Here is a 24,520-nt window from a genome sequence, read left to right as displayed (position 1 = left end):
CTGTCCTTTTTTGGAATTAACGTTGACTTAATTCGTTTAGTTTTCAATGTTCAAAATAATGGAGCGGGTGATGAGAATCGAACTCACAACATCAGTTTGGAAGACTGAGGTTTTACCACTAAACTACACCCGCATTATTAAATTTTTAATCTATTGTGTTTCTTCAACACTTAAATTATTTTATCATTTTCAGAAATCTTTGTCAAGAACTTTTTTTATTTTTTTAAAAAGTTTGTTTTGAAGTTTTTACTTCGTTTCTAAGACTTTATTATTTTAACACTATCATTTTCTTTTGTCAAGAGTTTTTTTAAAAAAACTTAACATTCATTTTTGATTAATGTTTGATTGTTCGTCTTCTCTATCAGAAGACTTTTATTATTCTATCATCACTTATACATTATGTCAATAGAAAATAAAAAAAAAGTTTAGAAAATTTTATTTTACCTATTTCTAAACTTTTTCTTCTATAAAATATAGTTTTTTTTTATTTTGTCGTTTGTCTGTGAACTATTCTGTAAGGTAAATTCATCTCTTTTTCTTGAGCTTTCAGTTCTGCTATCTCTTCTTCATCAATTTCTTCACCTTTACGTTTTGCTTTTTCTATATCGATAATCTTAGTTAAGACACGCATAGAAACTGCACCTATATCAAAAATTGGTTGAAATACAGATGAAATTTTTGGTCTTGTCATATTTATTAATTTTGTATTTTCTAATGAAAGAATTTGTAAATCTCCTGGTATGCTCATTCCAAGATCTAATGCTTGTTGCATTGTTGCTAATGCAACTTCATCAAACATTGTAATTACTACTTCTGCTTCTATATTACTTACAGCTTTGTATAATTTATTGCTTTCTTTATAAGTTCTATATCCATCTATTATATTTTGTGGTTTAAACTCAACTTTTTCAGAAGCTAATGCATCTTTATATCCTTTAATTAATCTTTGAGTTTTTTGACTTTCATATTTGTCTATAATTAATGATATATTTTTTACACCTTTTGATAAGAATTCTTTTGTTACATCATAAGCAGCTTTTTCATAATTAATATTAACTGAATAGAATTCAGAATCTACACCTAAGTTTCCTGCTAATACTACTGGAATTTGAATGTCTTGTAAGTAATTTTTAGAACTATCTGATAGAGAGTGCCCTAAATAGATAATTCCATCTACTTGTTTGCTCACGAATGATGCAAATATATTTTTTTCGATTTCTTGATCATCACATGAATTTGCTAAGATGATATTGTATTTGTACATATTAGCTACTGATTCAATACCACTTACTATTTCTGCAGAAGATAAGTCTGCTATATCCGGTAATACTATACCGATTGTTGTTGTTTTTTTACTAGCAAGTCCTCTGGCAACAGCGTTTGGTGTATATCTTAATTTCTTAATAACCTCTTGGACACGTAGTCTTGTATCTTCTTTTACGTTTGGATTATTATTAACAACCCTTGATACAGTCGCCATTGATACTTTTGCTTCTTTCGCTACGTCATATATCGTTATTGTCATAGTCTTTCTCCTCTACTTTTTTATTTTTTGATAACTTTTAAAACCTTTTCATCCTTATATATTGTAACAAATTTTTTACTATAAGTCTAGTACTTGAAAACAAAATTATTCATATTTTTTATTTTCAAAAAACGTTTACTTGATTGTAGCAATAATATTTCTTATGATTTAATTGTACAAAAAAAAGAAGAATTAAATTCTCCCTTATATTTAAGGTTCAAATTTAATTCTTCTATAATTTTCATTTAAAATTATGCTTCTAAAGCTGCGTATGCATTGTCTAAAGTTTCTTTTAATACTTTAGCAGAGTGTAGCATTTTAGCTTTTTCATCTTCGTTTAATTCTAATTCAACAACTTCACGAACACCTTCGCGTCCTAAGATAGCTGGAGTTCCGATGTATAATCCGTCGATTCCGTAGTGACCATCACAGTATCCACTTACAGCTAATTCTACGTTTTCGTCACGTAAGATAGCTTTAACGATTGTGAATAAAGCAAGACCGATTGCGTAGTAAGTAGCGCGTTTACGGTTTATTACTTCGTAAGCAGCACGCATAACTTTTTCTTCTACATCAGCGAAGTCTTCTTTAGTGAATTTAGAAGTTTCTAAGAATCTATCGAATTGTTTTCCATAAACATTTACGTTACTCCATGCAGCAAGTTGAGTGTCTCCGTGTTCCCCAATGATATATCCACGAACACTGCTTGGTGCTAAGTTTAATCTTTCTCCTAAGATGTAACGGAATCTTGAAGAGTCAAGAGTAGTTCCTGATCCAACGATTTTGTTTCTTGGGAATCCAGTGAATTTTTGTAAAGCGTTAGTTAATACATCTACTGGGTTAGATGCAATAACGATAACTCCATCAAATCCAGAAGCTACGATTTGCTCAGACATATCTTTAACTACTTTCATGTTTTTGTCAACTAAGTCAAGACGAGTTTCACCTGGTTTTTGTGGAAGACCTCCAGCGATTACGATTACGTCTGCATCAGCACATTGTTCGTATCCACCTGAAGTTACTTTAATAGGTGGTACTAAAGCTCCACCGTGATTAAGGTCCATTGCTTCACCTTCAGCTTTTTCAGCGAAGAAGTCGATTAATCCTAGTTCTTCACAAAGTCCGCTTGAATATAATTGATAAGCAAAGCTCATCCCTACCATTCCTGCTCCTATTAAAACAACTTTTCTATTTTTCGCTTTCATAAGAAAACCTCCATATAATTTATATATTTTTAGATATTTTTAAGTAATTATTTTTACTATTTTATTTTCTATGAGATAGAACACTACAAGTATCCCTTTTGTAGTATAAATATCTCATTTCCTCTAAAATTATATCATACTATTGGAAAAAAAGAAAGTGTTTTTATCCCTTTGAATTATACCTTCTTGTTATTAATCTAAACAAATTTTCATATATTTTTTACAATTTATTAAGTTGTTTTTCATTAATATTTAAAACGTTTTCTTGTTGTAATCTTAATTTTTGCTTATACCAATATTATAAGATAATTTTTCAATTTTATTTTAATTTTTAAAAAATCATTGTCTTTTTATATTAAATTTCTTATTCTTGTACTATTATTTTTCTACAAACTGTACTTTATATTAATCTCTATAATTATATATAGTACTCTATACTTATTTTTCCTGTGTTATATATTTTTTTATTCTTGTTCCTTAAACTTTTTTGTAAATAATTTTAAACAAAAAAGAGTAACTAACCTTTACTATTTTCACAGAAATAGCTAGTTAGTTACTCTTTTTTATTATTTTTCTATTATATTTCCTTTAGAACTACAGTGAATTAATGTCACTAGTAATACTGCTGATGTCGCTATTAAAACATATAGCGCTTTATTCCAATCAGAGATATCTCTGATATATCCTAATAATGGTGGGAATATTGCCGCTAATAAGTATCCCCCTGATTGTGCTAAACCTGAGATATCAGCCGCTTCACTTTCATTTCTTGATTTAGCTGAGAATAGATACATAACATATGAGAATGATCCTCCTCCAGCTAACGCGAAGATAACTATAAATGTTAGCATTAATACGAAGTTCCCACTTGTCGAAAGCATTCCAACAAGTGACACGATATATCCAATAGTAATTACTGTAGGAATAATTAATTTATTATGTAATTTATCCGCTAAAATCGGTACTATAAAAGTAGATGGAAATTGAGCGAATTGACTAATTGATAATAATAGTCCTGCTGTTTCAGGTGAGAAATCTTTACTAATCATAATTTCAGCAAACCATGAAACACTGCAATAGAATAATGCAGATTGTAATCCCATACTCAACATAATCGTCCACATTTTAGAATGTTTAAAGTATCCATGGACTTTTTCGTGTTTTTCTTCGATTTCAGCTACATTATTATTTTTTGATATCGCTGTGTAGATAAAGATATTGATAATTGCAATAATAATCCAAATATTAACCGCAAGTCCTGTTGAAAATTTTTCTCCACCTATATTTGTACTTAATAGTGGATAACTGATACCCGCAGCAACCGCAGCTCCTACATTCATAACAACTGCATAAAAACCAGTCATAACCCCTAGTTTTTCTGGGTAATATTTCTTAACTAATCCTGGTAATAATACATTACCTACTGTTATTCCTACTCCTACGATAAATGTCATAAGGAAGAATACATAAGTATTAATGTAAAATCTAAATCCTAAACCTACAGTTATAATTACCGCAGCTAATAATATTGTCTTTTCTAAACCTACTTTATTTGATAATTTTGCTACCATTGGACTAAATATTGCAAAGGCAATTAAAGGTATTGTTGTGATAAATCCAGCAACCGTATTATTGATATCTAATATAGATTTTAATGGTCCAACGATTGCACCTACTGCTGTAATAGGTGTTCTAAGAATAAGTCCTAAAAAAACAACACCTAATAAAATTAATATGCTACTTTTTTTCTTTGTCATTGTTCCTCCTAAATAAACTTTGAAAAGGGAGTAACTTAAAAATACTGATTTTATATAAATCATATTAACAAAGTCACCCCCGTATAATCATATAGATAACCTGCTATTTTTTATTTTTTCAGTTTTTCTATAGATCATCACGTTTTTATTTTAATACTTAATCACGAGAATTGTTTTAAATTATTTCAATCCCGTTCCCTATTTTATATTTATTTTTATTAGTAAGTTCTTACTGGTAAAATTAATTCAATAATTTCTCTGTGGTAATCACTTGGTTGAATAATAAACGCTGTTAGCTCACCTGAGAACTTAACGATAATTTCTTCCGCAGCAACCGCAGATACCGCGTCTTTTAGATATTTTCCAGATACAGAAATTTCGAATTTTTCATCTTCTAATGTAGAAGAAACTTTTAATTCCTCTATAGCACTTCCTAAGTCTTTAGATTGAGAAGAAACCTCTAATAGATTATCAGTTACTACTAATTTAATAATATCATCTTTATCTTCTCTACTCATTAATGCAACCCTATCAACTGCACTAAAGAATTCTCGACTGTTCGCCACAAATGTACATTCAAAAACAGTAGGAATAAGTTTATTAGTATTTGGATAGTTTCCACTAATTAATAAAACTGTATAAACTACATTTTGGTAGTAAAGAACTATTCTATTGTTTTCATAGAAGATTTCTACTTGATCTTTTCCATTTTCAATCATTCTTTGGAAGTAAGTCAGAGCTTTTCTAGGAATAATTAAGTTAAACTCTTTATTACTATCTTCATCATTTAGTGTAACTTGTCTTCTACTTAGACGATATGAGTCAGTTGCAGTAGCTGTTAAGATTTTATTGCTTAATGAGAAATTAACCCCCTCAAGAATAGGTCTTTGATCATTAGGTGCTGTACAGAATACTGTTTCTTTAATAATATCATTGAAAACATTAGCTTCTAATTTAAGACTGTTTTCTTTAGAGATAACTGGGAATTCTGGATAATCATTTGCATCATATCCTTTTACGTTAAATTCACTTTTACCTGATTTAACTAAAATATTGTTACCAACTGTTTCTATCTCTATTAAATCTGTTGGTGCTTTTCTAATTATTTCTATAAAATTACGAGAAGGTAATACTACTTGTCCTTCTTTTTCTATAGTAATAACTTCTTTATCATCTTCGTAACTATTTACAGAATATTCTACAGATACTAAAGAATCACTTGCTTTTAATATAAGCTTATCTTTTTCTAATTCTATTTTAATTCCTTTTAAAATTTCAAAAAGAGAATTAGGTGCAATTACTCTTGATACATGATTTAAGCCATCAAGAAAATTTGATTTAGTTATAGTAAATTTCATGTTTTCTCCTTATATATAATATATATTTAATAAAATAATAATAATAAGGGCTGTAAAAACTGTGGAAAACTAAAGATAAATAAAAAATTATAAATTTTTCCTTGTTAATAACTTGTGAAAAAACACATTAATATCTTTAGTAGATTTTAACAGCTTCTTATATTTTTCCTAAACGTTCTTTTATAACTTCTATATCTTCAAAAATCTCAGGATTTTCATCTTTGCTTAGTTTTGCTATCTTATTGAATGAATAAAGAATAGAAGTATGATCTTTATTAAAACAATCACCTATAGATGGGAATGATAATGTAGTAAGTTCTCTACATAAGTAGATAGCTATATTTCTAACCTGAACAACTTCTTTTTTACGAGAAGATGAAAGAATATCATCAACCTTGATTTTATAGAAGTCTGCACACACATTAATGATGTTTTCAGGTGAGATATTTTTTCTAGGTGAAGTTTTCGCACTTTTTAGTATTTCCTCGGCAATACTAAGTGAAGGTTGTTCATGTTTAGAAGTTGCTGTGAACTTAATACGTTTAAGAACACCTTCAAGCTCTCTTATATTAGAAGATACATTGCTAGAAATATAAGTAAGTGTCTCTTCATCTAGTTTAATATCGAACTGTTCACATTTGAATTTAATAATTGCCATACGTGTTTCGAAGTCAGGCGGCGTAATATCTGCAGTTATCCCTTGACTGAATCTAGTAACTAACCTATCTTCTAAATCATTAAGTTGAGATGGCGAGCGATCACTTATAAGAACGATTTGTTTCTGATTCATCTGAAGTTCGTTAAATGTATGGAAAAATGCATTTTGTGTTTCAGTTTTGCCTGATAAGAATTGAATATCATCGATTAAAAGAGCATCAACGTCGCGGTATTTTCTTCTAAAGTCTTCATCTGCATTAGTATAGTTGTTTTTATCTTTCATCGGTTTAATAGAAGCAAGAAATTCATTTAAAAATTTCTCAGAAGAAATACATTCAATTTTAAAATCAGGGAAATTAGCTTCCATTTCATTACCAATAGCGTGAAGTAAGTGTGTTTTTCCTAGTCCAACACCTCCATAGATAAATAGAGGATTATAGATACCACCAGGAGAAACTGCAACGTTCCATGCTATATTATGTGTAAAAGCATTACCTTCCCCTACTACGAAATTTTCAAAAGTGTAGTTTTTATTAAGCGTAGGATTTTTTTTGCTTGCTGTAATATTTTTGTTAGGGACAGGATGTTTATAATCTTCTAGAGGAAAAGTTTGTTTCTGATAGAAATGCTGTGCTCCAGAAGGTTTATCACCTTGAAGAAAATTCTGTCTAATTAGATTTTCAGCTGCTGGTTTTTCTTCAACAACATGAGGTGTAATTAGAGGAATATCAGTATCAAGTGAAGTATATTCTATATTAAAATCAAAACCAGTATTTTTCTTTAGTATTTCTTTTAATTTTTGATCATAAGCACCTTGAATAAATTGAGAAATAAGAGCTTCTTTACTAGTAATAACTATTGATTTTTTCATAAAATCGACGTTATCTATAGAAGCACCAGAAAACCAAGTATCAAAAACATGAGGATCAACGGTACTTTTTAGCTCACGAAGAATAATTTCCCATAAGAAATTAGAATTACTCAATGAAATACCTCCTTAAAAAAATATATAAATAATTATAGCATAGATTGTTAATAAAATAAAACATTAGTTATTAACAAGTTGTTAACAGAAGTTATTAACTATGTGAATAAAAAATTAAGAAAAGGCTGTGAATATGTAAAAAAGAAAAGAAATAAAATAAAAAATTAAGATGAATTAAAAGGTTATTAACAGCTTTTAAGATTGATATAAATATACGCAAAGAGTTTTTCACACACAATTAACACCTGTGAATAACTTTCAAATGTGAAATTGTGAATAACTTTATGAAATTGTTAAAAACTTAAGAAAAAAGAAAATGATTTCTAGATGTTAATAAAGTTATTAACAAAGATATGTGGATTACTTATAATTTACTGTGGAAAAGTCTTTAAAAGAGATACTTAAATATTTTCTTACTACTGTAAAACAAAAATTAACAGATTATTAACAATATTATCTATGAGTACATAGAGTATTATTTTTATCTATAATGAAAGAGATAAGAATTTTAATCGGTGTTTACCCAAAAGTCCTAAAATTCTTAAAAGTTCATAAAAAACTCATAGACGCAGTGTTTTATTGATATCTAAATTCGCTTTATGAAAACTTTTTAGATATCTAATAAACTACTGTGAGAAGTGACTCGACAAAATCTTGTTTCTACGAAATCACGATTTTTGAGTCACTCCCATTTTATAGTATATTTGTGCCTGTCTAGATTTTTTTTAGAAAAAATGAGGTTTTTACTTGATAAATTATTTTAGATATGTTAAACTAATTCAGTTATTACATCTATCTAAGTAAAGAAAAGAAAACTCGAGGAGGACAAAATGAAACGTACGTATCAACCAAATAAAAGAAAACATTCAAAAGTACACGGATTTAGAGCTAGAATGAGTACTAAAAACGGAAGAAATGTATTAGCAAGACGTAGAGCTAAAGGAAGAAAAGTTCTTTCAGCTTAATGTTTGCACAGAGGGTATCACGAAAGTGGTACTCTTTTTTTATTAACTGGTCCTAAAAAATAAGAAAGATAGTTGTAAAAAATTAAATAAACTGTTAAAATATTAGTGTTAAGAAAGGTTTTAAAATGAAAAAAGAATATAGAGTAAAAAGAAGTCAAGATTTTGATAATATTATTAGAAAAAAACAATCTTTTGCGAATAGACAGTTTGTTATTTATTATCAAAAAAATAATTTAGAACATATGCGTTTAGGTATTTCTGTTAGTAAAAAATTAGGAAAAGCTTTTGAACGTAACAAAATAAAGAGATATATACGAGAAACTTTTAAAACAAGAAAAGAATTTGTTAAAAACTATGATATAATAGTGATAGCAAGACCAAGTGCTAAAGATATGCCATTCTTAGAGTTTGGCAGTAGCATAGATCATGTTTTAAATAGATCAAAACTTATGAAAGCGAAGAGGAGTTAAAAATGGAAAAAGAATATTATTATGTTGGTGTTACTGTGGATGAGGCGATAAAAAAAGGGTTAAAAGACCTAGCTTTAACAGAAGATGCAGTAAAAATTGAAGTAATCGAAGGTGGGAGTGCAGGTATTTTCGGTTTATTTAAAAAAGAAGCAAAAGTAAAATTAGTTCCATTAGATGAAGATTATAATAAAGAGGATGCTGTTGAATTAGCTAAAGCAACTGAAGAAGTGGTTGTAGTTGAGAAAGTAGCAGAAAAAGAGCAAGAAGTTGAAGTTAAAACAACAGAACAAGAAGAAGTTGTTGTAGAAAAAGTGGTTGAACAAGATGTTCATGTTGAAGAAACAAAACTAGCAGTAGAAGAAACTGTTGTAGAAGCTGAACAAAATGAAGAACCGGTTAAAAAAACTAAAAGAGAAGATTACATCGTAAAAAATCAAGATCGTATTGTAAATTATCTACAAAATATTGTTGTTGCGATGGGATATCCTGATGCGACTGTAGATTTTAGAGAAGATGGTAATCGTCACTTTACTTTAAATATTAAAACAGAAGAAAACACTAGTTTAATAATTGGTAAACGTGGAATAACTTTAAACAGTTTACAGTTTTTAGTTAATAACTACGCTAAAAAATTCAGTTCACACTACTTCAGAATAGAAGTTGATTGTGATGATTACAGAGAAAATCGTAAGAAAACATTAGAAGAATTAGCGTTAAACTTAGCTAAAAAATCTAAAAAAATCGGAAAACCTGTTGAATTAGAACCAATGACAAGCATTGAAAGAAAAATTATTCACAATGCCTTAACAGGAATTAAAAATGTTGAAACAGAATCACGTGGTGAGGAGCCACACAGATATTTAGTTATTACAGCTAAATAGGAGGCCTAATGAAGTCAGTATTAATAGTTGATGATAGTTCATATTATAGAAGTCGTGGAGCAGAAATTGCTAATCGAGCAGGATATAAGTGTCATTATGCAGAAAATGGCGAACAAGCTGTGAGAATGTATAGAAGGATACAACCAGATTTTGTAACGATGGATATTTGTATGCCGATAATGGATGGTTTAGAGGCGACGAAAGAAATTTGTACGAAGTTTCCTGGTGCAAAAGTGCTTATCTGCAGTAGTGTTGGCGAAGTACCTGTGTATAAAAGACAAGCATTTGCTAATGGAGCATATGGTGTACTGCCAAAAGAGTATGATTTAGATGACTTAGAATTCGCTATTTCAGAAATTGAACTTATGAATGAAGAGAATTAATATCTTATTAAAAACTTTTTAATAAAATAATAAAAAATGAGTAGTTTGGAGATTTATCCAAGCTACTTATTTTTTGTGGTTCTACAAAATTTAGGACTGATGAGAAGAGTCATGAGCTTAAAGCTCAGGAATCCTTTTTTTTTGCTAGTGTATAATATTTTGTGTTTAACATAATTATTGACAGTATCTTTTCTCTTCTGATATAATGAGACCTCAGGAGGTATATTATATGTCTAAACAAAAAATTAATCGCTTTGTCGGATCTATTGGAGCTTTTATTGGGATTCTTGTTTTTATTGCATATATTCCACAAATTATCGCTAACTTACAAGGAGAAAAAGCTCAACCATTCCAACCACTATTTGCAGCAGTTTCTTGTTTAATTTGGGTAATCTATGGTTGGACAAAAGAACCTAAAAAAGACTGGATCCTTATCATTCCCAATGCAGCGGGAGTGATATTAGGTGGTATAACTTTTATTACTTCTTTATAAAAATTATATAAACAAAACCAGAAACTTCATAAAAAAGTTGCTGGTTTTTTATGCTGATTGCAAGCATTCTATTTGTTTGAACGAACTAAACTCAACAATCTTAATCGGACTGATTTTTTCCATCAGTCCGATTTTTTGATGGGCCTTTTTTGTTCGCCCTCCCCTAACCCATTATTAAAAAAGTATATAAAATGTAGCTTGGTCGTATATAGAGAAAAATTTAAAGGAATAGTGTATAATAAATAAGATATGAATTTTTAATTAATATAAAGAGTTAGAAGGAGTTTGAATAATGAGTGAAACAATTTGCGCTATATCGACTGCCCTAGGAGAAGGAGCTATAGGTATTGTTAGACTTAGTGGTGATGAAGCATTTAGTATTGCTGAAAAAATAGTAAGACTACCAAAAGGTAAAACGGTAGCGAGTCTAGCTAGTCACACTATAAATTATGGTAATGTAGTTGATCCAGCTACAAATGAAAAAATTGAAGAAATTATGCTTGTAAAAATGGTAGGTCCGCGTACTTATACTACTGAAGATGTTATAGAAATTAACTGTCACGGTGGTATTGTAACGATTCAAAAAGTACTTGCACTTTGTTTAGAACATGGAGCAAGAATGGCTGAACCAGGAGAATTTACTAAACGTGCCTTTTTAAATGGACGTATAGATTTAACACAAGCAGAGGCTGTAATCGACTTTATTAAGAGTAAAACAGATGAAGCTAGTCAAATAGCTAACAACCAAATGCAAGGACGCTTATCGACGCTTATTAAACGTCTACGTGCTGAAATTTTAGATATACTAACAGTTGTTGAGGTAAATATCGATTATCCTGAATATGATGACTTAGAAATAGAAACGACAAAAACTATTCTTGAAAAATCAACAAGTATTAGAAATAGTTTAGAAAGTCTATTAGAAACATCAAAACAAGGGAAAATTATTAAAGAAGGTATAAATACTGCTATTATTGGACGACCTAACGTTGGAAAGAGCTCACTGTTAAATAACCTACTACAAGAAAATAAAGCTATCGTAACAGATATTGCAGGAACAACTCGTGACGTACTAGAAGAGTATGTGAACATTAAAGGAGTACCAATTAAATTAATAGATACGGCTGGTATTCGTGAAACAGATGATATCGTGGAGCAAATCGGGGTTAAACGAAGTAAAGAAGCTTTAGAAAAAGCTGATTTAGTATTATTCTTATTAAACAGTAGTGAAGAATTAACAGAAGATGATAAAGAATTATTAAAACTAACAGAAGGAAAAACAACTATCGTAATATTAAATAAACTAGATTTAGAGACGAAAATTGATATTGATGAAGTTGAAAAATTAGCGTACAACCACCCTATAATAAAAACATCTATGACAACATACAAAGGAATAGATGAGCTTGAGAAAAACATTAGAGATTTATTCTTCGGTGGAGCTGCTCGTCCAAAAGATGCGACGTACTTATCAAACACACGCCAAATCAATCTTATCCAACGTGCGTTAACAAGCTTAAATGATGCTATAGGAGCAGCAGAGATGGGGCTTGAAGTAGATATGGTACTTATAGACTATACGAATACATTCAACCTATTAGGAGAAGTTATTGGGGAAAACTCTGGTGATGAACTAATAAATGAATTATTCAGTAGATTCTGTTTAGGAAAATAAGCAGTATTATAAAAAAAGTGAATGAAATGCTTTGCGTGAGATATAAAAGAAAAGACGAAAGAAATTGTTTCGCGTGAAATATAAAAGAAAAGATGAAAGAAACTGTTTCGCGTGAAATATAAAAGAAAAATATAAAAGACATTGTTTTGTGCGAGATACAAAAGTAAAGCTGAAAGAAATGTTTCACATGAAACAAAGCTACAAGATAATAAAGATGTTTCACATAAAACAAAAAGGAGAACGAAATGAAATGTTTCACATGAAACAAAGCTACAAGATAATAAAGATGTTTCACATAAAACAAAAAGGAGAACGAAATGAAATGTATAAGTTTTAATGTCAATGGTCTAAGAGCGATCGTTGGTAAAAATTTTGAAGAAGATTTTAAACAATTAGATGCTGATTTTTTCTGTTTACAAGAGACAAAAATGCAAGCAGGACAATTAGATTTACAATTCGAGGGGTATTATAGCTATTTTAACTATGCTGAGCGTAAGGGATACTCAGGAACAGCTATATACACTAAACACGAGCCATTAAATGTAACATATGGAATAGGAATCGAAGAACATGATACTGAGGGTCGTGTAATTACTCTAGAATATGATAAATTCTTCTTTATTACAGTGTATACGCCGAATTCAGGTAGCGAGCTTAAGCGATTAGAGTACCGCATGAGTTGGGAAGAAGATTTTAAAAACTATTTATTAGAATTAAACAAAACAAAAGGTGTCGTTGTTTGTGGAGATTTAAATGTTGCACACACAGAAATAGATTTAAAAAATCCGAAATCAAACACGAAAAATGCAGGATTCACACCAGAAGAAAGAGAAAAATTCACGAAGTTATTAGATGCTGGCTTTATCGATACATTTAGATATTATAATCCAGACTTAACAGGTGCCTACTCTTGGTGGAGTTACCGTTTTAATGCACGTAAAAATAATGCAGGATGGAGAATTGACTACTTCTTAGTAAGTCGTGATTTAGAAGAGTATTTAGAGAGTGCTGCTATTCACAATGAAATATTCGGTAGTGATCATTGTCCTGTAGAGCTTGAATTAAAAGACAATTTATTGTAAAATATAATATGCGTTGTGGAAAAACCATGACGTATATTTTTAATTATTAGGCTTTAAAGCTTAAATAATTAAAGAAGAATCTTTAATATATTAAATAAAAATGAACGGAGGCGACTTAATTAGAATAAACTATATTGTTAAGTTGCATCCGTTATTAATTTTTAGAAAAGAGGTAATTATGGGACCAAAATTTTATATAGAAGATGTAAATGAGTGGGATTCAAAATATTCAATTGATTACATTAAATTCGATGAATTTGGAGTAATTGATATCGTGAGATTAACTGACGAAAGGGATTATTTAGTCCATGGAAATATAAAGTTACCGATTTTTAATACAGAAAGTGAATATATAGATTACTTAGAAAAAGAAGATATAATAGATCCATTTTTGGTGAAGCAATTAAGGCTCTTAGTAGGTTATAAACCTGAAATGATAACCTTAGATGAAGTTACTTTGAACAATGCATTATTTATAGGCGATCCTAGAGGTAAAAAGAGAGGCACAGGATTCAAAAATGCATTTCAACTTCTAATGGAAGCTACGTTACTATGGGAATTCGCAGCTTTAGAAGCACTTGAAAAAACTATGCAGGTTATAAGAACATTAATACGTGATAAAGAGCATAAAATAAACGATGGACCTATTAGAATAAAAAAGGTGAGCTAATGTTAAGAAAAACAAAATTAGAAGAATTAGAGCAAGTTATGAAGATAATAGAAGATGGTCGTATTTTTTTAAAAGAACAAGGTATAAATCAGTGGCAACATGGAGAACCTAGTAGAGAGACGATTATTAATGATATAAATGAAGGTATTTCTTATGTCTTTGAAAAATCGGGAGAAATAGTAGCAACAGCAATGCTATCTTCTTTTGACGAAGATTATGAACGATACCCTACTCTTTGGACTGCTAATAGTAGTTATTTAGCTATTCATCGTATTTCAACGGCGAGCGATTCACGTAATCAAGGAATCGCTCGTGAAATGATGGAAGACATCTATCTTTTAGCTAAGACTCAAAATGTACAATATTTAAGAATTGATACTCATTTAAATAACAAAATAATGAGAAAATTTTTAAGTAACTTTGGATTCATAGAAAAAGAAATAATAAAACTAACTATGAAAAATAATTTAGATAATAAAGAAAGAATCGCATACGAATTAAAAGTGAAATAATAAAATAGTTTCATGTGAAACAATCATAAATTAAAAAATTCTGTGATGGTTTCACATGAAACAAAAATTCAGGAGGGAAACGATGAAATTTTATTCTTACGAATACTTACAGAGTAAAATAGAACAAAATAACATTGTAGGAATAGTTATTGTAGGTGTACTACTTTTAGTATTGCTCTTTAGTATAGCTAAATATTACAAAAATAAACAAGACACAAAATATAGAGAGTTGTCGATAATACTAGTACTAGGAACAATATTGGCGGTAACTATAGGTATAGGAAACTATCAAGATAAATCTATTTCTTCGAATCAATACAGAAGTTCAGTACAGTTTATCGAAAAAATAGCGGATCATTTAAATGTAGAAAAGACACGTATTTATATTAATAGTGAGGTATCTATAGAAAATTCATTCGTGAAAATCGATGATTCTTACTATAGAGTAATAAGTAGTGGAAAAAAAGATGATTACTTATTAGAGAAAATAGACTTAATAAATCCAGTAGTAGAAAAAGTGGAGGTAAATAAATAATGCAACTTTCATACATAGATATAGCAATAAAACTAGCATTAGGATTAATATCACTAGTATTTGTAATAAATATATCAGGGAAAAGTAACTTGGCTCCATCTTCAGCGAGTGATCAAGTACAAAACTATGTGCTTGGTGGAATAATTGGTGGTGTAATTTATAATCCAGTAATTTCAATTCTACAATATATAAATATATTATTGATATGGGTTATCCTGGTACTTATTCAGAAATGGTTAAAAACAAACAATTCATTTTTTAAGAAAATAGTAGACGGAGAACCAACAACTGTAGTGAAAAATGGAAGAATAGATGTAGAAGCTACTAGAATGAGTGGATTGACAGCCCATGATTTAGCATTTAAACTAAGAAGTCAAGGTGTTTACAGTATTCAAAAAGTTAAAAGAGCCGTGTTAGAACAAAATGGACAGTTAATTATAGTATTAGCAGGTGATGAAAATCCAAAATATCCGATAATAACAGACGGTAACATTCAAATCAATACATTAGAATCACTAGATAAAACAGAAGAATGGTTAAAAGAAACTTTATTAGAAATGGGATATGAAGATGCCTCTAAAATATTTTTAGCGGAATACGATAAAGGACAATTGTATATTATCGAGTATTAATATAATTATTTTTTTAAATAACTAACTTAAATTTTAATAAGATAATAACAAATCAACTAAATAAAAAAATAATAATATAGATTAATATAATAGAAAGTAAAAGCAGGAAATTGAAAAATCAATCTTCTGCTTTTTTTTAATATTATTTTTCGGCGTTAATAAAGTCGTAAGAAGAATCTTCTTGGAATTTTTTAACGACATAAGAACAAGCTGGTTTAATTTTTTTGTTTTGCTCAGCCATATCTTTAACAAGCGCATCTAATAGCTTGCCTGCAACGCCTTGACCTCGAAGTGAAGGATCAACAAAAGTATGATCAGCGACAACTACGTTAGGATTATTAGTAGTAGCATAGGTAATTTCAGCTATAACTCTACCATTTTCATCATATTTAACGAAACCATCATTTGTTTTAGTAAATTCCACATAAACCTCCTGGGATAATCATATAGTGATATGAGTGTTAGTATTGCTATTATATCATAAAAATGATAGAAGGATGAAGATTTAGGTTGAGGAAAAAAAGGAGGGATAGAGATATAAAGTGTAGAAATATCTTTAAAAGTGTAATAAGAGAAATAAAATATGATTAATAGCAGTAATTTGTTAAAAGAAATGTGTAAGTTACTATCTTTTCTAAGGTCCACACCTACTCTTTTTATTATATGTTTTATAAAAATTGATGGTTTTTTGTTAGTATTCCATTGTTATTTGATATTAGATTGTCCATTTTTTCTTCGTTGATACCCCTTGTTTTTAATTTTCTAGGTTTATTATTTTCTTCGCTACTTCTATTCCTTTTTTGCTAACTATTTCTATTAGTTTTCATTTTGGTAGTCTCTATTCTTTTTTATTAGTTGCGCCTATTATTTATTACATCTTTTTCTTGATATTTTTCTTTGTTTTTTATCTCCTGTTTCCCTTTTTGCATTTTACAATTGAAAAAAATTACAAAATTATTATTTCTTAAATTAAAATAAATAGTTTTACTAAATTTTCATTTATCAAATAATAAATAAATTAAGATATTTTTATAGTATTTTTTATTTTACATCTTATAGAAGAAAAATAAAACGGTTTATTTTTTTGAAAAAAGTTGTTGACAAATATATAAAATGGGTGTACAATGAGTTTAAATTTAATACACAAACGTTGAAAAGATAAGTAGATTAATACGTAGCTACAACAGAGAGTTACTGGGTGGTGTGAAGTAACATGGTGAAGATTAGTTGAAAATGGTCTTAGAGTTTTGTTTATCTAATAGGTAAACACGTGAGCTGCACGATATAGCACACAGTATAAACATGTACTGAATAAGGTACTAATCGCAAGGTTAGTATAAACTAGAGTGGTAACGCGAATTAAGATAATCGCCTCTATTGCAAACGCAATAGGGGTGTTTTTTTATTATCTAAAACACAGAACTTATCAAAACGTAGAAAAGAGGAAAAAAATATTATGACAAGAAAATTTAGTTTTGAAACATTACAATTACACGCAGGACAAACAGTTGGAGATACAAAAGCAAGAGCTGTTCCTATTTACCAAACAACATCATTTGTTTTTGATGATACTCAAGATGCCGCTGATTCATTTGCTTTAAGAAAAGCTGGGAATATTTATACGCGTATTACTAACCCTACTACGGCAGTCTTTGAAGAAAGAATTAATGCATTAGAAGGTGGAGTTGGAGCATTAGCTGTAGCTTCTGGGATGGCTGCAATTACATATGTATTTTTAACATTAGCTCACGCTGGAGATCACATCGTATCTTCTAAAAATGTATATGGTGGTACATATAACCTATTAAAACTTACACTACCTCGTTATGGTGTAGAATCAACTTTTGTTGATCCGGATAACTTTGAAGAAATTGAGCAAGCAATTACTGATAAAACTAAAGCTCTTTTTGTAGAAACATTAGGAAACCCATTAGCAAATGTTGCTGACTTAGAAAAATGGGCTGAGATTGCTCATAAACATAAAATTCCATTAGTAGTTGATAACACGTTTGCTAGTCCATACTTAATTAATGCATTTAGCCATGGTGTAGATATTATTATTCACTCTGCGACTAAATTCATTGGAGGACACGGTACATCAATCGGTGGTGTTATCGTAGATAGTGGTAAATTCGACTGGGAAGGTAGTGGAAAATTCCCACAATTAGTTGATGAAGATCCAAGTTACCACAACTTAAGTTATACAAGAGATGTAGGACCTGCTGCGTTCATTACAAATGTAAGAACACAGTTGTTACGTGATACAGGAGCAGCATTATCACCATTTAACGCATTCTTATTATTACAAGGTTTGGAAACATTATCTTTACGAGTAGAGCGTCATGTAGAAAATACTCAAAAAGTAATAGACTTCTTAGTAAAACATCCTAAAGTAGCATCAATCAACTATCCAGGATTAGAAGGAAACAAATATTATGAATTAGCTAAAAAATACCTACCTAAAGGTAGTGGATCAATCTTCTCATTTGATGTTGTTGGAGGAGAAGAAGCAGCTCGTAAAGTAATTGATAGTTTAGAAATTTTCTCAAACTTAGCGAATGTAGCTGATGCGAAAAGTTTAGCTATCCACCCAGCATCAACAACACATGGACAATTAAGTCCAGAGGAATTACAATATACAGGAATTACTCCACAGCAAATTAGATTATCAATTGGATTAGAAAATGCGGATGATCTAATTGAAGATTTACGTTTAGCTTTAGAAAATATCTAAGAGAAAAGTTTCACAAGAAACATTTAATTAAAATAATTAATATTTTATTAAAAATTGTGGATTAAGAAAGAATTTTTAATACCCTTGACAGCCATTTATTTTAATATTAATATACTTAAATAAATATCATCTTAATCCACAATTTTCTCTTTTTGAATAGAGATTATTTAGAAGTATGAAATAGAAACAAAACAGTGTGGAAATTTCATAATACTACTTCTGAGTAATCTCTGTTTTTGATTGGAGATAGGAATTTTGAAGATAATATTAATTTTTTGTAGATATATATCAAATAAAATATGTTTATGATATAATTTTAGTAATAATAGTAGCTAAGGGGTGAACATATGTATAAAGTAATGATAGTAGAAGACGATGAGATAATTTCTAATTCTATAGCAGGATACTTACAAAAGTGGCAGTATGCTACACACGAAGTTGTAGATTTTCAAAATGTAGTTAAGGAATTTGTGGAACAATCACCAGACTTAGTATTAATGGATATTAATCTACCTTACTTTGATGGTTATTATTTTTGTGAAGAGATTAGAAAATTGTCAAAAGTACCTATAATTTTTATTTCATCTGCGAATGATGATATGAATATTGTGATGGCTATGAATATTGGTGCGGATGATTTTATTGAAAAGCCGTTTAAGCTAGTTGTTTTGAAGGCAAAAATCGAAGCCCTACTCCGCCGTGTTTATAATTTTAGTGGATCATCGAATCTTGTAGTGTATAAGGATGTAATTTTTGATATGAGCCGTGATGAGGTAAAATATCAAGATAACCTCGTTGAACTTACTAAAAATGAAGGTAAAATTCTTACAGTATTATTAGAAAACAGAGAAAAAATAGTAACGAGAGAAGAAATAATTACCGCCTTGTGGCAAAGTGATAACTTTATAGATGAAAATACCTTGTCGGTGAATATAAATAGACTTCGTGCAAAATTAAAAAGTATAGGAATAGATGAATTTATTACTACTAAAAAAGGTAAAGGATATATCGTCTAATGGAAATATTAAAAAGTTATTTAAAGAAAAACATAAAAGTTTATATTTTATTTGTAGTTTTTATTGCCATATTTTTCATTATGTTTTACTTATATAATTTACCTCTAGAAGCTCTAATATATACAGGAAGTTTTTGTTTTTTAACAGCACTTATAGCTAGCTTTTTAGATTTTGTTAATTATAGAGAAAGTTATAAAAAATTAAAATTTCTAGAGAAAAACATAATTAATGATCGTGAAGATTTGCCGAAGAGTTTGGATATCAGAATAGATTATTATCATAAAATTATAGAGAAATTATATGAAGAATTAGAAAAATTAACCCAGGAAAATCGACAAAAAAACACAGATATGGTTGATTACTATAGTATGTGGGTTCATCAGATAAAAACGCCGATTGCGGCGATGAATTTTCTATTAGACAATGAAGAAGTGGATCAGAAAAACTTACAGCAAGAATTGTTTAAAATAGAACGTTATGTTGAGATGGTTCTAACGTATATAAGATTAGATAGCACGTCATCGGATTACGTTATAACTAAGATTAATCTTGATGAAGTTGTGAAAGATAGTGTAAAAAAATATGCGACTATATTTATTAACAAAAAAATAAAATTAAACTTTGTTTCACATGAAACAATGATAATTAGTGATAAAAAATGGTTGAGTTTCGCCATTGAACAAATATTAGGTAACAGTGTGAAGTACTCTAACACTGGTGGAGAAATTACAATAGAAACCTGTGAAAATAAACTAATTGTAGAAGATAACGGTATGGGTATTAAAGAAGAAGATTTACCTCGAATTTTCGAAAAAGGTTTTACAGGTTTTAATGGAAGATATGAAAAAAAATCTAGTGGTTTAGGTTTGTATTTATGTAAAAAAACTCTAGATAAGCTAGGACATCATATTGAAATTTCTTCAAAAGTAGGTGAAGGAACTAGAGTAGAAATAACATTCCCGAAAGAAGATACTTTAAGGGATTAGATAAAAACAAATCAATAAGGAATCCTCTTGAGAGTTAGATTATGAATTTAACTTTTAAGGGGATTTTTTAATTTAACAAGTGAGACCGGATATAAATTGATAAACTCCCAAAGTAAGTTAGCTATAAACTCGACAAAATTTACTTGAGGGAATTGAACTAAAAGTCTTAAATTAAAAAAAAGTGTATATTATAAATCATAGACGCAGGGGGTTATTGATATCTAAATTCGCTTTATGAAAACTTTTAGATATCTAATAAATCACTAGAAGAAATAATTCGCTAAAATTACAAAAAGTAACTTGATGGAGCAACTTAAAAATCGAGATTTTGGAGAAATCAATTTTGTCGAGATGTCCCCTCAAAGTTTATTAGATGTAAAATTTATAAAACCTAAAAAGCCACTTGATATATATATATATATATTATAATGTAAATAAAATTATTTTCTAACTAATAGAATAAATTATCTGAAAACTATCTTGTTTTAGTTTATTTTATTTGATAGAATAGTAGTAAGGTATAAGGAGGGAAAAGATGAAGCAGTATTTAAAGAAAAGATATTTAGAAAATAGTTTGTTACTTTTACTAATTATTTTTGGGGGAGCATGTAAGGTTGTCGCTGCGTATTTTATAGGGGATGGATTTAACGAATTAATTAAATCGAATACCGATGGCTTTTTCTATAATATAGCCTATGCGGGTATCGTGTTTTTATTATATTTAGTTTCTATTTATATAAAAATTCCGTATGAAAACTATGTAGTGCAAAAAATGATAACTGATATTAGATGTGATGTTGTTGATGCAATTTCTAAAAACAACTATGCTAATTTCAATAAGAAAAATAGCGGTGATTACATATCGTGGCTTAGTAATGATTTGATGATTGTTGAGGAAAAAGGATTTGGTAATTTTTATCAAAGTATTACAGCGATAATAGAGACGCTTTTAGCTATAGTTGGACTATTTGCATTCCACTGGTCGATTATCGTTTTCTCTATAGTAATGAGTGTTCTTACACTAGTTTTACCAGCTCTTGCGCAAAAATCTATCCAGAATAAAGCTCAGAGATACTCAGGCTCATTAGAAAAATTAATAAGTAAAAATACAAATTATTTACAGGGATTCGATAGTTTACTATCTTTCAATAAATTAGGAATTTTGAAAAAAATTGTAGCAAACTCTTCTAATGAAGTATTAAAAGAATCTGTGTCTCTAAGAAAAAGTGTCGGATTAGCCGGAGTCCTAGGTGGTTTAGGGAATTTAGTAGGGCAAGTTGGTGTAGTATTACTAACGGGAATACTGGCACTAAAAAATATTGTAGGCTTTGGATCTATTTTAACGGTAGAGTCACTAACATCTACGATTTTTAATTCAGTAGGAAATATTATGAATATTACGGTAGAGTTAAATATCGTAGTGCCAATCTTTGAGAAATTCGAGAAATTCAAAGAAGAGGCTAAGGCAATTAATGACAAAGATACTGGCAAGAAATTATTAAATGAAGAAATTGAAACTATAGAATTAGAGGATGTTTCTTATAAATATGAAGAGAAGAGTGTATTAAAAAATATTTCGTATGCATTTAACAAATATGGTAAATACGCTATTGTCGGAGAAAGTGGCAGTGGGAAATCTACATTGTTAAAATTATTGACAGGAAGAATAGAAAATTACGAAGGTGCAATTAAATTTAATGGTGAAGAACTAGAGGGTCTTAATAAGCATAGCCTATATGATAAGATGTTATATATTCCACAAGAACCGTATATTTTTACAGAAAGTCTAAGATTTAATATAACGCTAGGTGATGATTATGCTGATGAAAAAGTTAAAGACGTGTTGGAAAGTGTAGGACTAGGAGAGTTTCTGGCAAGTCTTGAGGATGGCTTAGATACTGAATTTGTGGAAGGTGGTAAGAATTTATCAGGTGGTCAAAAACAAAGAATAGCCTTGGCTCGTGGAATTATTAGAGAGAAAAAAGTAGTGCTGTTAGATGAGATAACTTCTAATTTAGATAAGGATAATGCAGAGAAAATAGAAGAACTTCTATTAACTAATCCAGAATTAACGGTAATTCTAATCACACACAGACTAGATAGCAACTCTGAACAAAGATTTACAGATATATTGAGATTATAATTTCCCAGGAAATAAAGTTGATAAAGTATTTGAAATCAAATAAAAAGTAATAAATATCCCAATCTTACAAAAGTGTAAGGTTGGGAGCTTTTTTGTAAGGAAAATCGATAGAATCTGTAAGAAAAGTAAGGTAGAATATAAATATAAACAACGAGGAAGTTGTAGAAAAGTTCGAACTAGGAAGATAAGATAAAATAAAAAGAATTTAGGAGTGATAAAAATGTTATTAGAAGTCAACAATGTAAGAAAAGTTTATACAACAAGATTAAGTACACAAAGTACAGAAGCATTAAAAAACGTAAATTTCGCAGTAGATAATGGTGAATATGTAGCGATTATGGGTGAGAGCGGAAGCGGTAAAACTACTTTATTAAATATTATCGCAACATTCGATAAAGCAACATCAGGGAATGTAAATTTAAACAATTTAGATTTAAGCAAGTTGAAAGATAAAGACCTAGCGAATTTCCGTCGTGACAATCTAGGATTCGTCTTCCAAGATTTCAATCTACTTGATAATTTTTCTATAAAAGATAATATTTTATTACCGTTAGTGTTAGCAAATAAAAAATATAAAGATATGGAAAAAAGATTAGAGAAAGTAACTAAACCTTTAGGAATTGATAAGTTAATCAACAAGTTCCCATATGAAGTATCTGGTGGTCAACGTCAAAGGGTTGCGGTAGCTCGTGCGATTATTACGAACCCAGCTCTAATTTTAGCAGACGAACCGACAGGAGCACTTGATTCAAAATCAACAGATCAACTGTTAGAAGTTTTTGAAAAACTTAATAATGCAGGACAAACAATAATTATGGTTACGCACTCTGTGAAAACAGCAGCTCGTGCAAAACGTGTATTATTTATTAAAGACGGAGTAGTTTTCCACGAACTTAGAAAAGGGAATGCAACTACGAGTGAAATGTTCCAAAAAATTAATGATACGTTAACTTTAATGCAGGCAGGTGAGTAAGATGAGCTTCTTTTATAGCAAATTTGCTTTAAACAACCTTGTAAAAAACAAACGATTTATAGTACCTTATGTATTATCAACAATTTTTACAATAATGTCGTTTTATATACTTTCATCTCTAGCTTTTGGGGATAACTTAAACAAACTTCCTAATGGAATTAATGCGACCAAACAGGTATTAAGTTTGGGAATAATTGTAATAGCAATTTTTTCTACAATATTCTTATTTTACACTTATAGTTTTTTAGTAAAACGTAGGGTGAAAGAATTTGGATTATATGCTGTGTTAGGTATGACGAAAAAACAAATAGCGAAAATTTTAGTGTTAGAAACGATTTTCATCGCGGTAACTACCTTAGTAGTAGGTATTGGATTAGGTATTTTATTCGATAAACTTATGCTTTTAATACTATTGAAATTATTCTCAGCAACGGTTACTTTCGGCTTTAGTATTACGCCGATAGCTATAGTTTTCTCAGTATTATTATTCGGAGGAGTATACGTATTGTTATTACTCTATACTGTTATAAAAATAGCTAGACTTAGAATAGTAGCTTTATTAAAAGATGAAAATAAAGGTGAAAAAGAACCAAAATCTAGATGGATTTTAGCGATAATCGGTTTAGCATTAATCGGTTATGGTTATTACACAGCGCAAACGGTACAAAACCCTATAAAAGCAATAACAGTATTCTTCTTTGCGGTAATTGCGGTAATTATAGGTACATATTTAGTATTCATGGCAGTAAGTATTACAGTACTAAAAATCATGAAAAATAATAAAAACTTCTACTATAAACCTAAAAACTTCATCAGCGTTTCTGGTTTATTATACAGAATGAAGAGAAATGCAGTAGGATTAGCGAATATCTGTATATTATCT

At 29.4% G+C, this 24,520-nt stretch carries 23 protein-coding genes, 1 tRNA gene and 1 other annotated feature; of the genes, 17 read left to right on the top strand and 7 right to left on the bottom strand.

Features of this window, described 5'->3' with window-relative positions; genetic code table 11:
* Window positions 1–59: 59 nt before the first annotated feature.
* The 6 genes from RWQ74_RS06680 to dnaA form a co-directional block, all read right to left on the bottom strand.
* Window positions 60–133 (bottom strand) — tRNA-Gly (locus RWQ74_RS06680).
* A 351-nt stretch (window positions 134–484) separates the two neighbouring features.
* On the bottom strand, window positions 485–1,525 hold the full coding sequence (locus tag RWQ74_RS06675) for a LacI family DNA-binding transcriptional regulator (protein ID WP_314397497.1): 1,041 nt from the start codon (window positions 1,523–1,525) through the stop codon (window positions 485–487).
* Window positions 1,526–1,776: 251 nt separating this feature from the next.
* Entirely contained in the window at window positions 1,777–2,730 is a 954-nt protein-coding gene (locus tag RWQ74_RS06670) for an L-lactate dehydrogenase (RefSeq protein ID WP_314397496.1), read from the bottom strand.
* Window positions 2,731–3,296: 566 nt separating this feature from the next.
* Window positions 3,297–4,487, bottom strand: a complete 1,191-nt coding sequence (locus RWQ74_RS06665; protein ID WP_314160436.1) for an MFS transporter — start codon at window positions 4,485–4,487, stop codon at window positions 3,297–3,299.
* A gap of 218 nt (window positions 4,488–4,705) precedes the next feature.
* Window positions 4,706–5,845 carry a DNA polymerase III subunit beta gene (dnaN, locus tag RWQ74_RS06660; RefSeq protein WP_314397494.1) on the bottom strand — a complete coding sequence of 380 codons (1,140 nt, stop codon included), beginning with the start codon at window positions 5,843–5,845 and terminating at the stop codon, window positions 4,706–4,708.
* A gap of 157 nt (window positions 5,846–6,002) precedes the next feature.
* Complete coding sequence (dnaA, locus tag RWQ74_RS06655) at window positions 6,003–7,487, bottom strand: chromosomal replication initiator protein DnaA (protein ID WP_314160438.1); 1,485 nt, start codon at window positions 7,485–7,487, stop codon at window positions 6,003–6,005.
* Window positions 7,488–8,317: 830 nt separating this feature from the next.
* Between dnaA and rpmH the strand changes: the two genes are divergently transcribed.
* From rpmH to RWQ74_RS06600, 11 genes are all read left to right on the top strand, one after another.
* Window positions 8,318–8,452, top strand: coding sequence for a 50S ribosomal protein L34 (gene rpmH, locus RWQ74_RS06650; protein ID WP_003144116.1), 135 nt, complete (start codon window positions 8,318–8,320; stop codon window positions 8,450–8,452).
* 125 nt (window positions 8,453–8,577) lie between these two features.
* On the top strand, window positions 8,578–8,922 hold the full coding sequence (rnpA, locus tag RWQ74_RS06645; RefSeq protein WP_314397492.1) for a ribonuclease P protein component: 345 nt from the start codon (window positions 8,578–8,580) through the stop codon (window positions 8,920–8,922).
* A gap of 2 nt (window positions 8,923–8,924) precedes the next feature.
* Complete coding sequence (jag, locus tag RWQ74_RS06640) at window positions 8,925–9,803, top strand: RNA-binding cell elongation regulator Jag/EloR (RefSeq protein ID WP_314397491.1); 879 nt, start codon at window positions 8,925–8,927, stop codon at window positions 9,801–9,803.
* An 8-nt stretch (window positions 9,804–9,811) separates the two neighbouring features.
* Complete coding sequence (locus tag RWQ74_RS06635; protein WP_314397490.1) at window positions 9,812–10,186, top strand: response regulator; 375 nt, start codon at window positions 9,812–9,814, stop codon at window positions 10,184–10,186.
* Between the two features lie 229 nt (window positions 10,187–10,415).
* The gene (locus tag RWQ74_RS06630; RefSeq protein WP_060913362.1) at window positions 10,416–10,679 is read left to right on the top strand and encodes a SemiSWEET family transporter; all 264 of its coding nucleotides are present in this window, start codon (window positions 10,416–10,418) and stop codon (window positions 10,677–10,679) included.
* 292 nt (window positions 10,680–10,971) lie between these two features.
* Window positions 10,972–12,354: a tRNA uridine-5-carboxymethylaminomethyl(34) synthesis GTPase MnmE gene (gene mnmE, locus RWQ74_RS06625; RefSeq protein WP_399535955.1), complete on the top strand. Its 1,383-nt coding sequence runs from the start codon at window positions 10,972–10,974 to the stop codon at window positions 12,352–12,354.
* A gap of 317 nt (window positions 12,355–12,671) precedes the next feature.
* Window positions 12,672–13,436, top strand: a complete 765-nt coding sequence (locus RWQ74_RS06620; protein ID WP_314160441.1) for an exodeoxyribonuclease III — start codon at window positions 12,672–12,674, stop codon at window positions 13,434–13,436.
* 100 nt (window positions 13,437–13,536) lie between these two features.
* Window positions 13,537–14,106 (top strand): hypothetical protein, encoded by a 570-nt coding sequence (locus RWQ74_RS06615; protein WP_314160442.1) that lies wholly within the window; start codon window positions 13,537–13,539, stop codon window positions 14,104–14,106.
* Window positions 14,106–14,618 (top strand): GNAT family N-acetyltransferase, encoded by a 513-nt coding sequence (locus tag RWQ74_RS06610; RefSeq protein WP_314160443.1) that lies wholly within the window; start codon window positions 14,106–14,108, stop codon window positions 14,616–14,618. The genes RWQ74_RS06615 and RWQ74_RS06610 overlap by 1 nt, the downstream gene beginning before the upstream one ends.
* An 82-nt stretch (window positions 14,619–14,700) precedes the next feature.
* Entirely contained in the window at window positions 14,701–15,153 is a 453-nt protein-coding gene (locus RWQ74_RS06605) for a DUF3290 family protein (RefSeq protein ID WP_314160444.1), read from the top strand.
* Window positions 15,153–15,785: a DUF421 domain-containing protein gene (locus RWQ74_RS06600; RefSeq protein WP_314160445.1), complete on the top strand. Its 633-nt coding sequence runs from the start codon at window positions 15,153–15,155 to the stop codon at window positions 15,783–15,785. The genes RWQ74_RS06605 and RWQ74_RS06600 overlap by 1 nt, the downstream gene beginning before the upstream one ends.
* Window positions 15,786–15,927: 142 nt before the next feature.
* On the opposite strand, the gene RWQ74_RS06595 is transcribed toward RWQ74_RS06600, so the two are convergent.
* Entirely contained in the window at window positions 15,928–16,209 is a 282-nt protein-coding gene (locus RWQ74_RS06595; protein WP_314160446.1) for a GNAT family N-acetyltransferase, read from the bottom strand.
* 717 nt (window positions 16,210–16,926) lie between these two features.
* Window positions 16,927–17,164 (top strand) — a binding site (T-box leader).
* A 77-nt stretch (window positions 17,165–17,241) separates the two neighbouring features.
* On the opposite strand from RWQ74_RS06595, the gene RWQ74_RS06590 reads away from it, so the two are divergent.
* From RWQ74_RS06590 to RWQ74_RS06565, 6 genes are all read left to right on the top strand, one after another.
* Window positions 17,242–18,519 (top strand): O-acetylhomoserine aminocarboxypropyltransferase/cysteine synthase family protein, encoded by a 1,278-nt coding sequence (locus tag RWQ74_RS06590; protein WP_314160447.1) that lies wholly within the window; start codon window positions 17,242–17,244, stop codon window positions 18,517–18,519.
* 347 nt (window positions 18,520–18,866) lie between these two features.
* Window positions 18,867–19,535, top strand: a complete 669-nt coding sequence (locus RWQ74_RS06585; RefSeq protein ID WP_314397488.1) for a response regulator transcription factor — start codon at window positions 18,867–18,869, stop codon at window positions 19,533–19,535.
* A complete protein-coding gene (locus RWQ74_RS06580) occupies window positions 19,535–20,521 on the top strand; it encodes a sensor histidine kinase (protein ID WP_314397487.1) in 987 nt (328 codons plus the stop codon). The genes RWQ74_RS06585 and RWQ74_RS06580 overlap by 1 nt, the downstream gene beginning before the upstream one ends.
* 535 nt (window positions 20,522–21,056) lie before the next feature.
* The gene (locus RWQ74_RS06575; protein ID WP_314160450.1) at window positions 21,057–22,664 is read left to right on the top strand and encodes an ABC transporter ATP-binding protein; all 1,608 of its coding nucleotides are present in this window, start codon (window positions 21,057–21,059) and stop codon (window positions 22,662–22,664) included.
* A gap of 220 nt (window positions 22,665–22,884) precedes the next feature.
* Entirely contained in the window at window positions 22,885–23,637 is a 753-nt protein-coding gene (locus RWQ74_RS06570; protein WP_003147441.1) for an ABC transporter ATP-binding protein, read from the top strand.
* Window position 23,638: 1 nt separating this feature from the next.
* The coding region (locus tag RWQ74_RS06565) for an ABC transporter permease (protein WP_314397486.1) at window positions 23,639–24,520 on the top strand (882 nt) is incomplete at its 3' end.

The sequence above is a fragment of the uncultured Gemella sp. genome, assembly GCF_963525165.1.
In the GTDB taxonomy this organism is placed as follows: Bacteria; Bacillota; Bacilli; order Staphylococcales; family Gemellaceae; genus Gemella.
The sequence above is the reverse complement of the archived record's forward strand: the minus strand, read 5'-3'. Positions and strand labels throughout refer to the sequence as shown.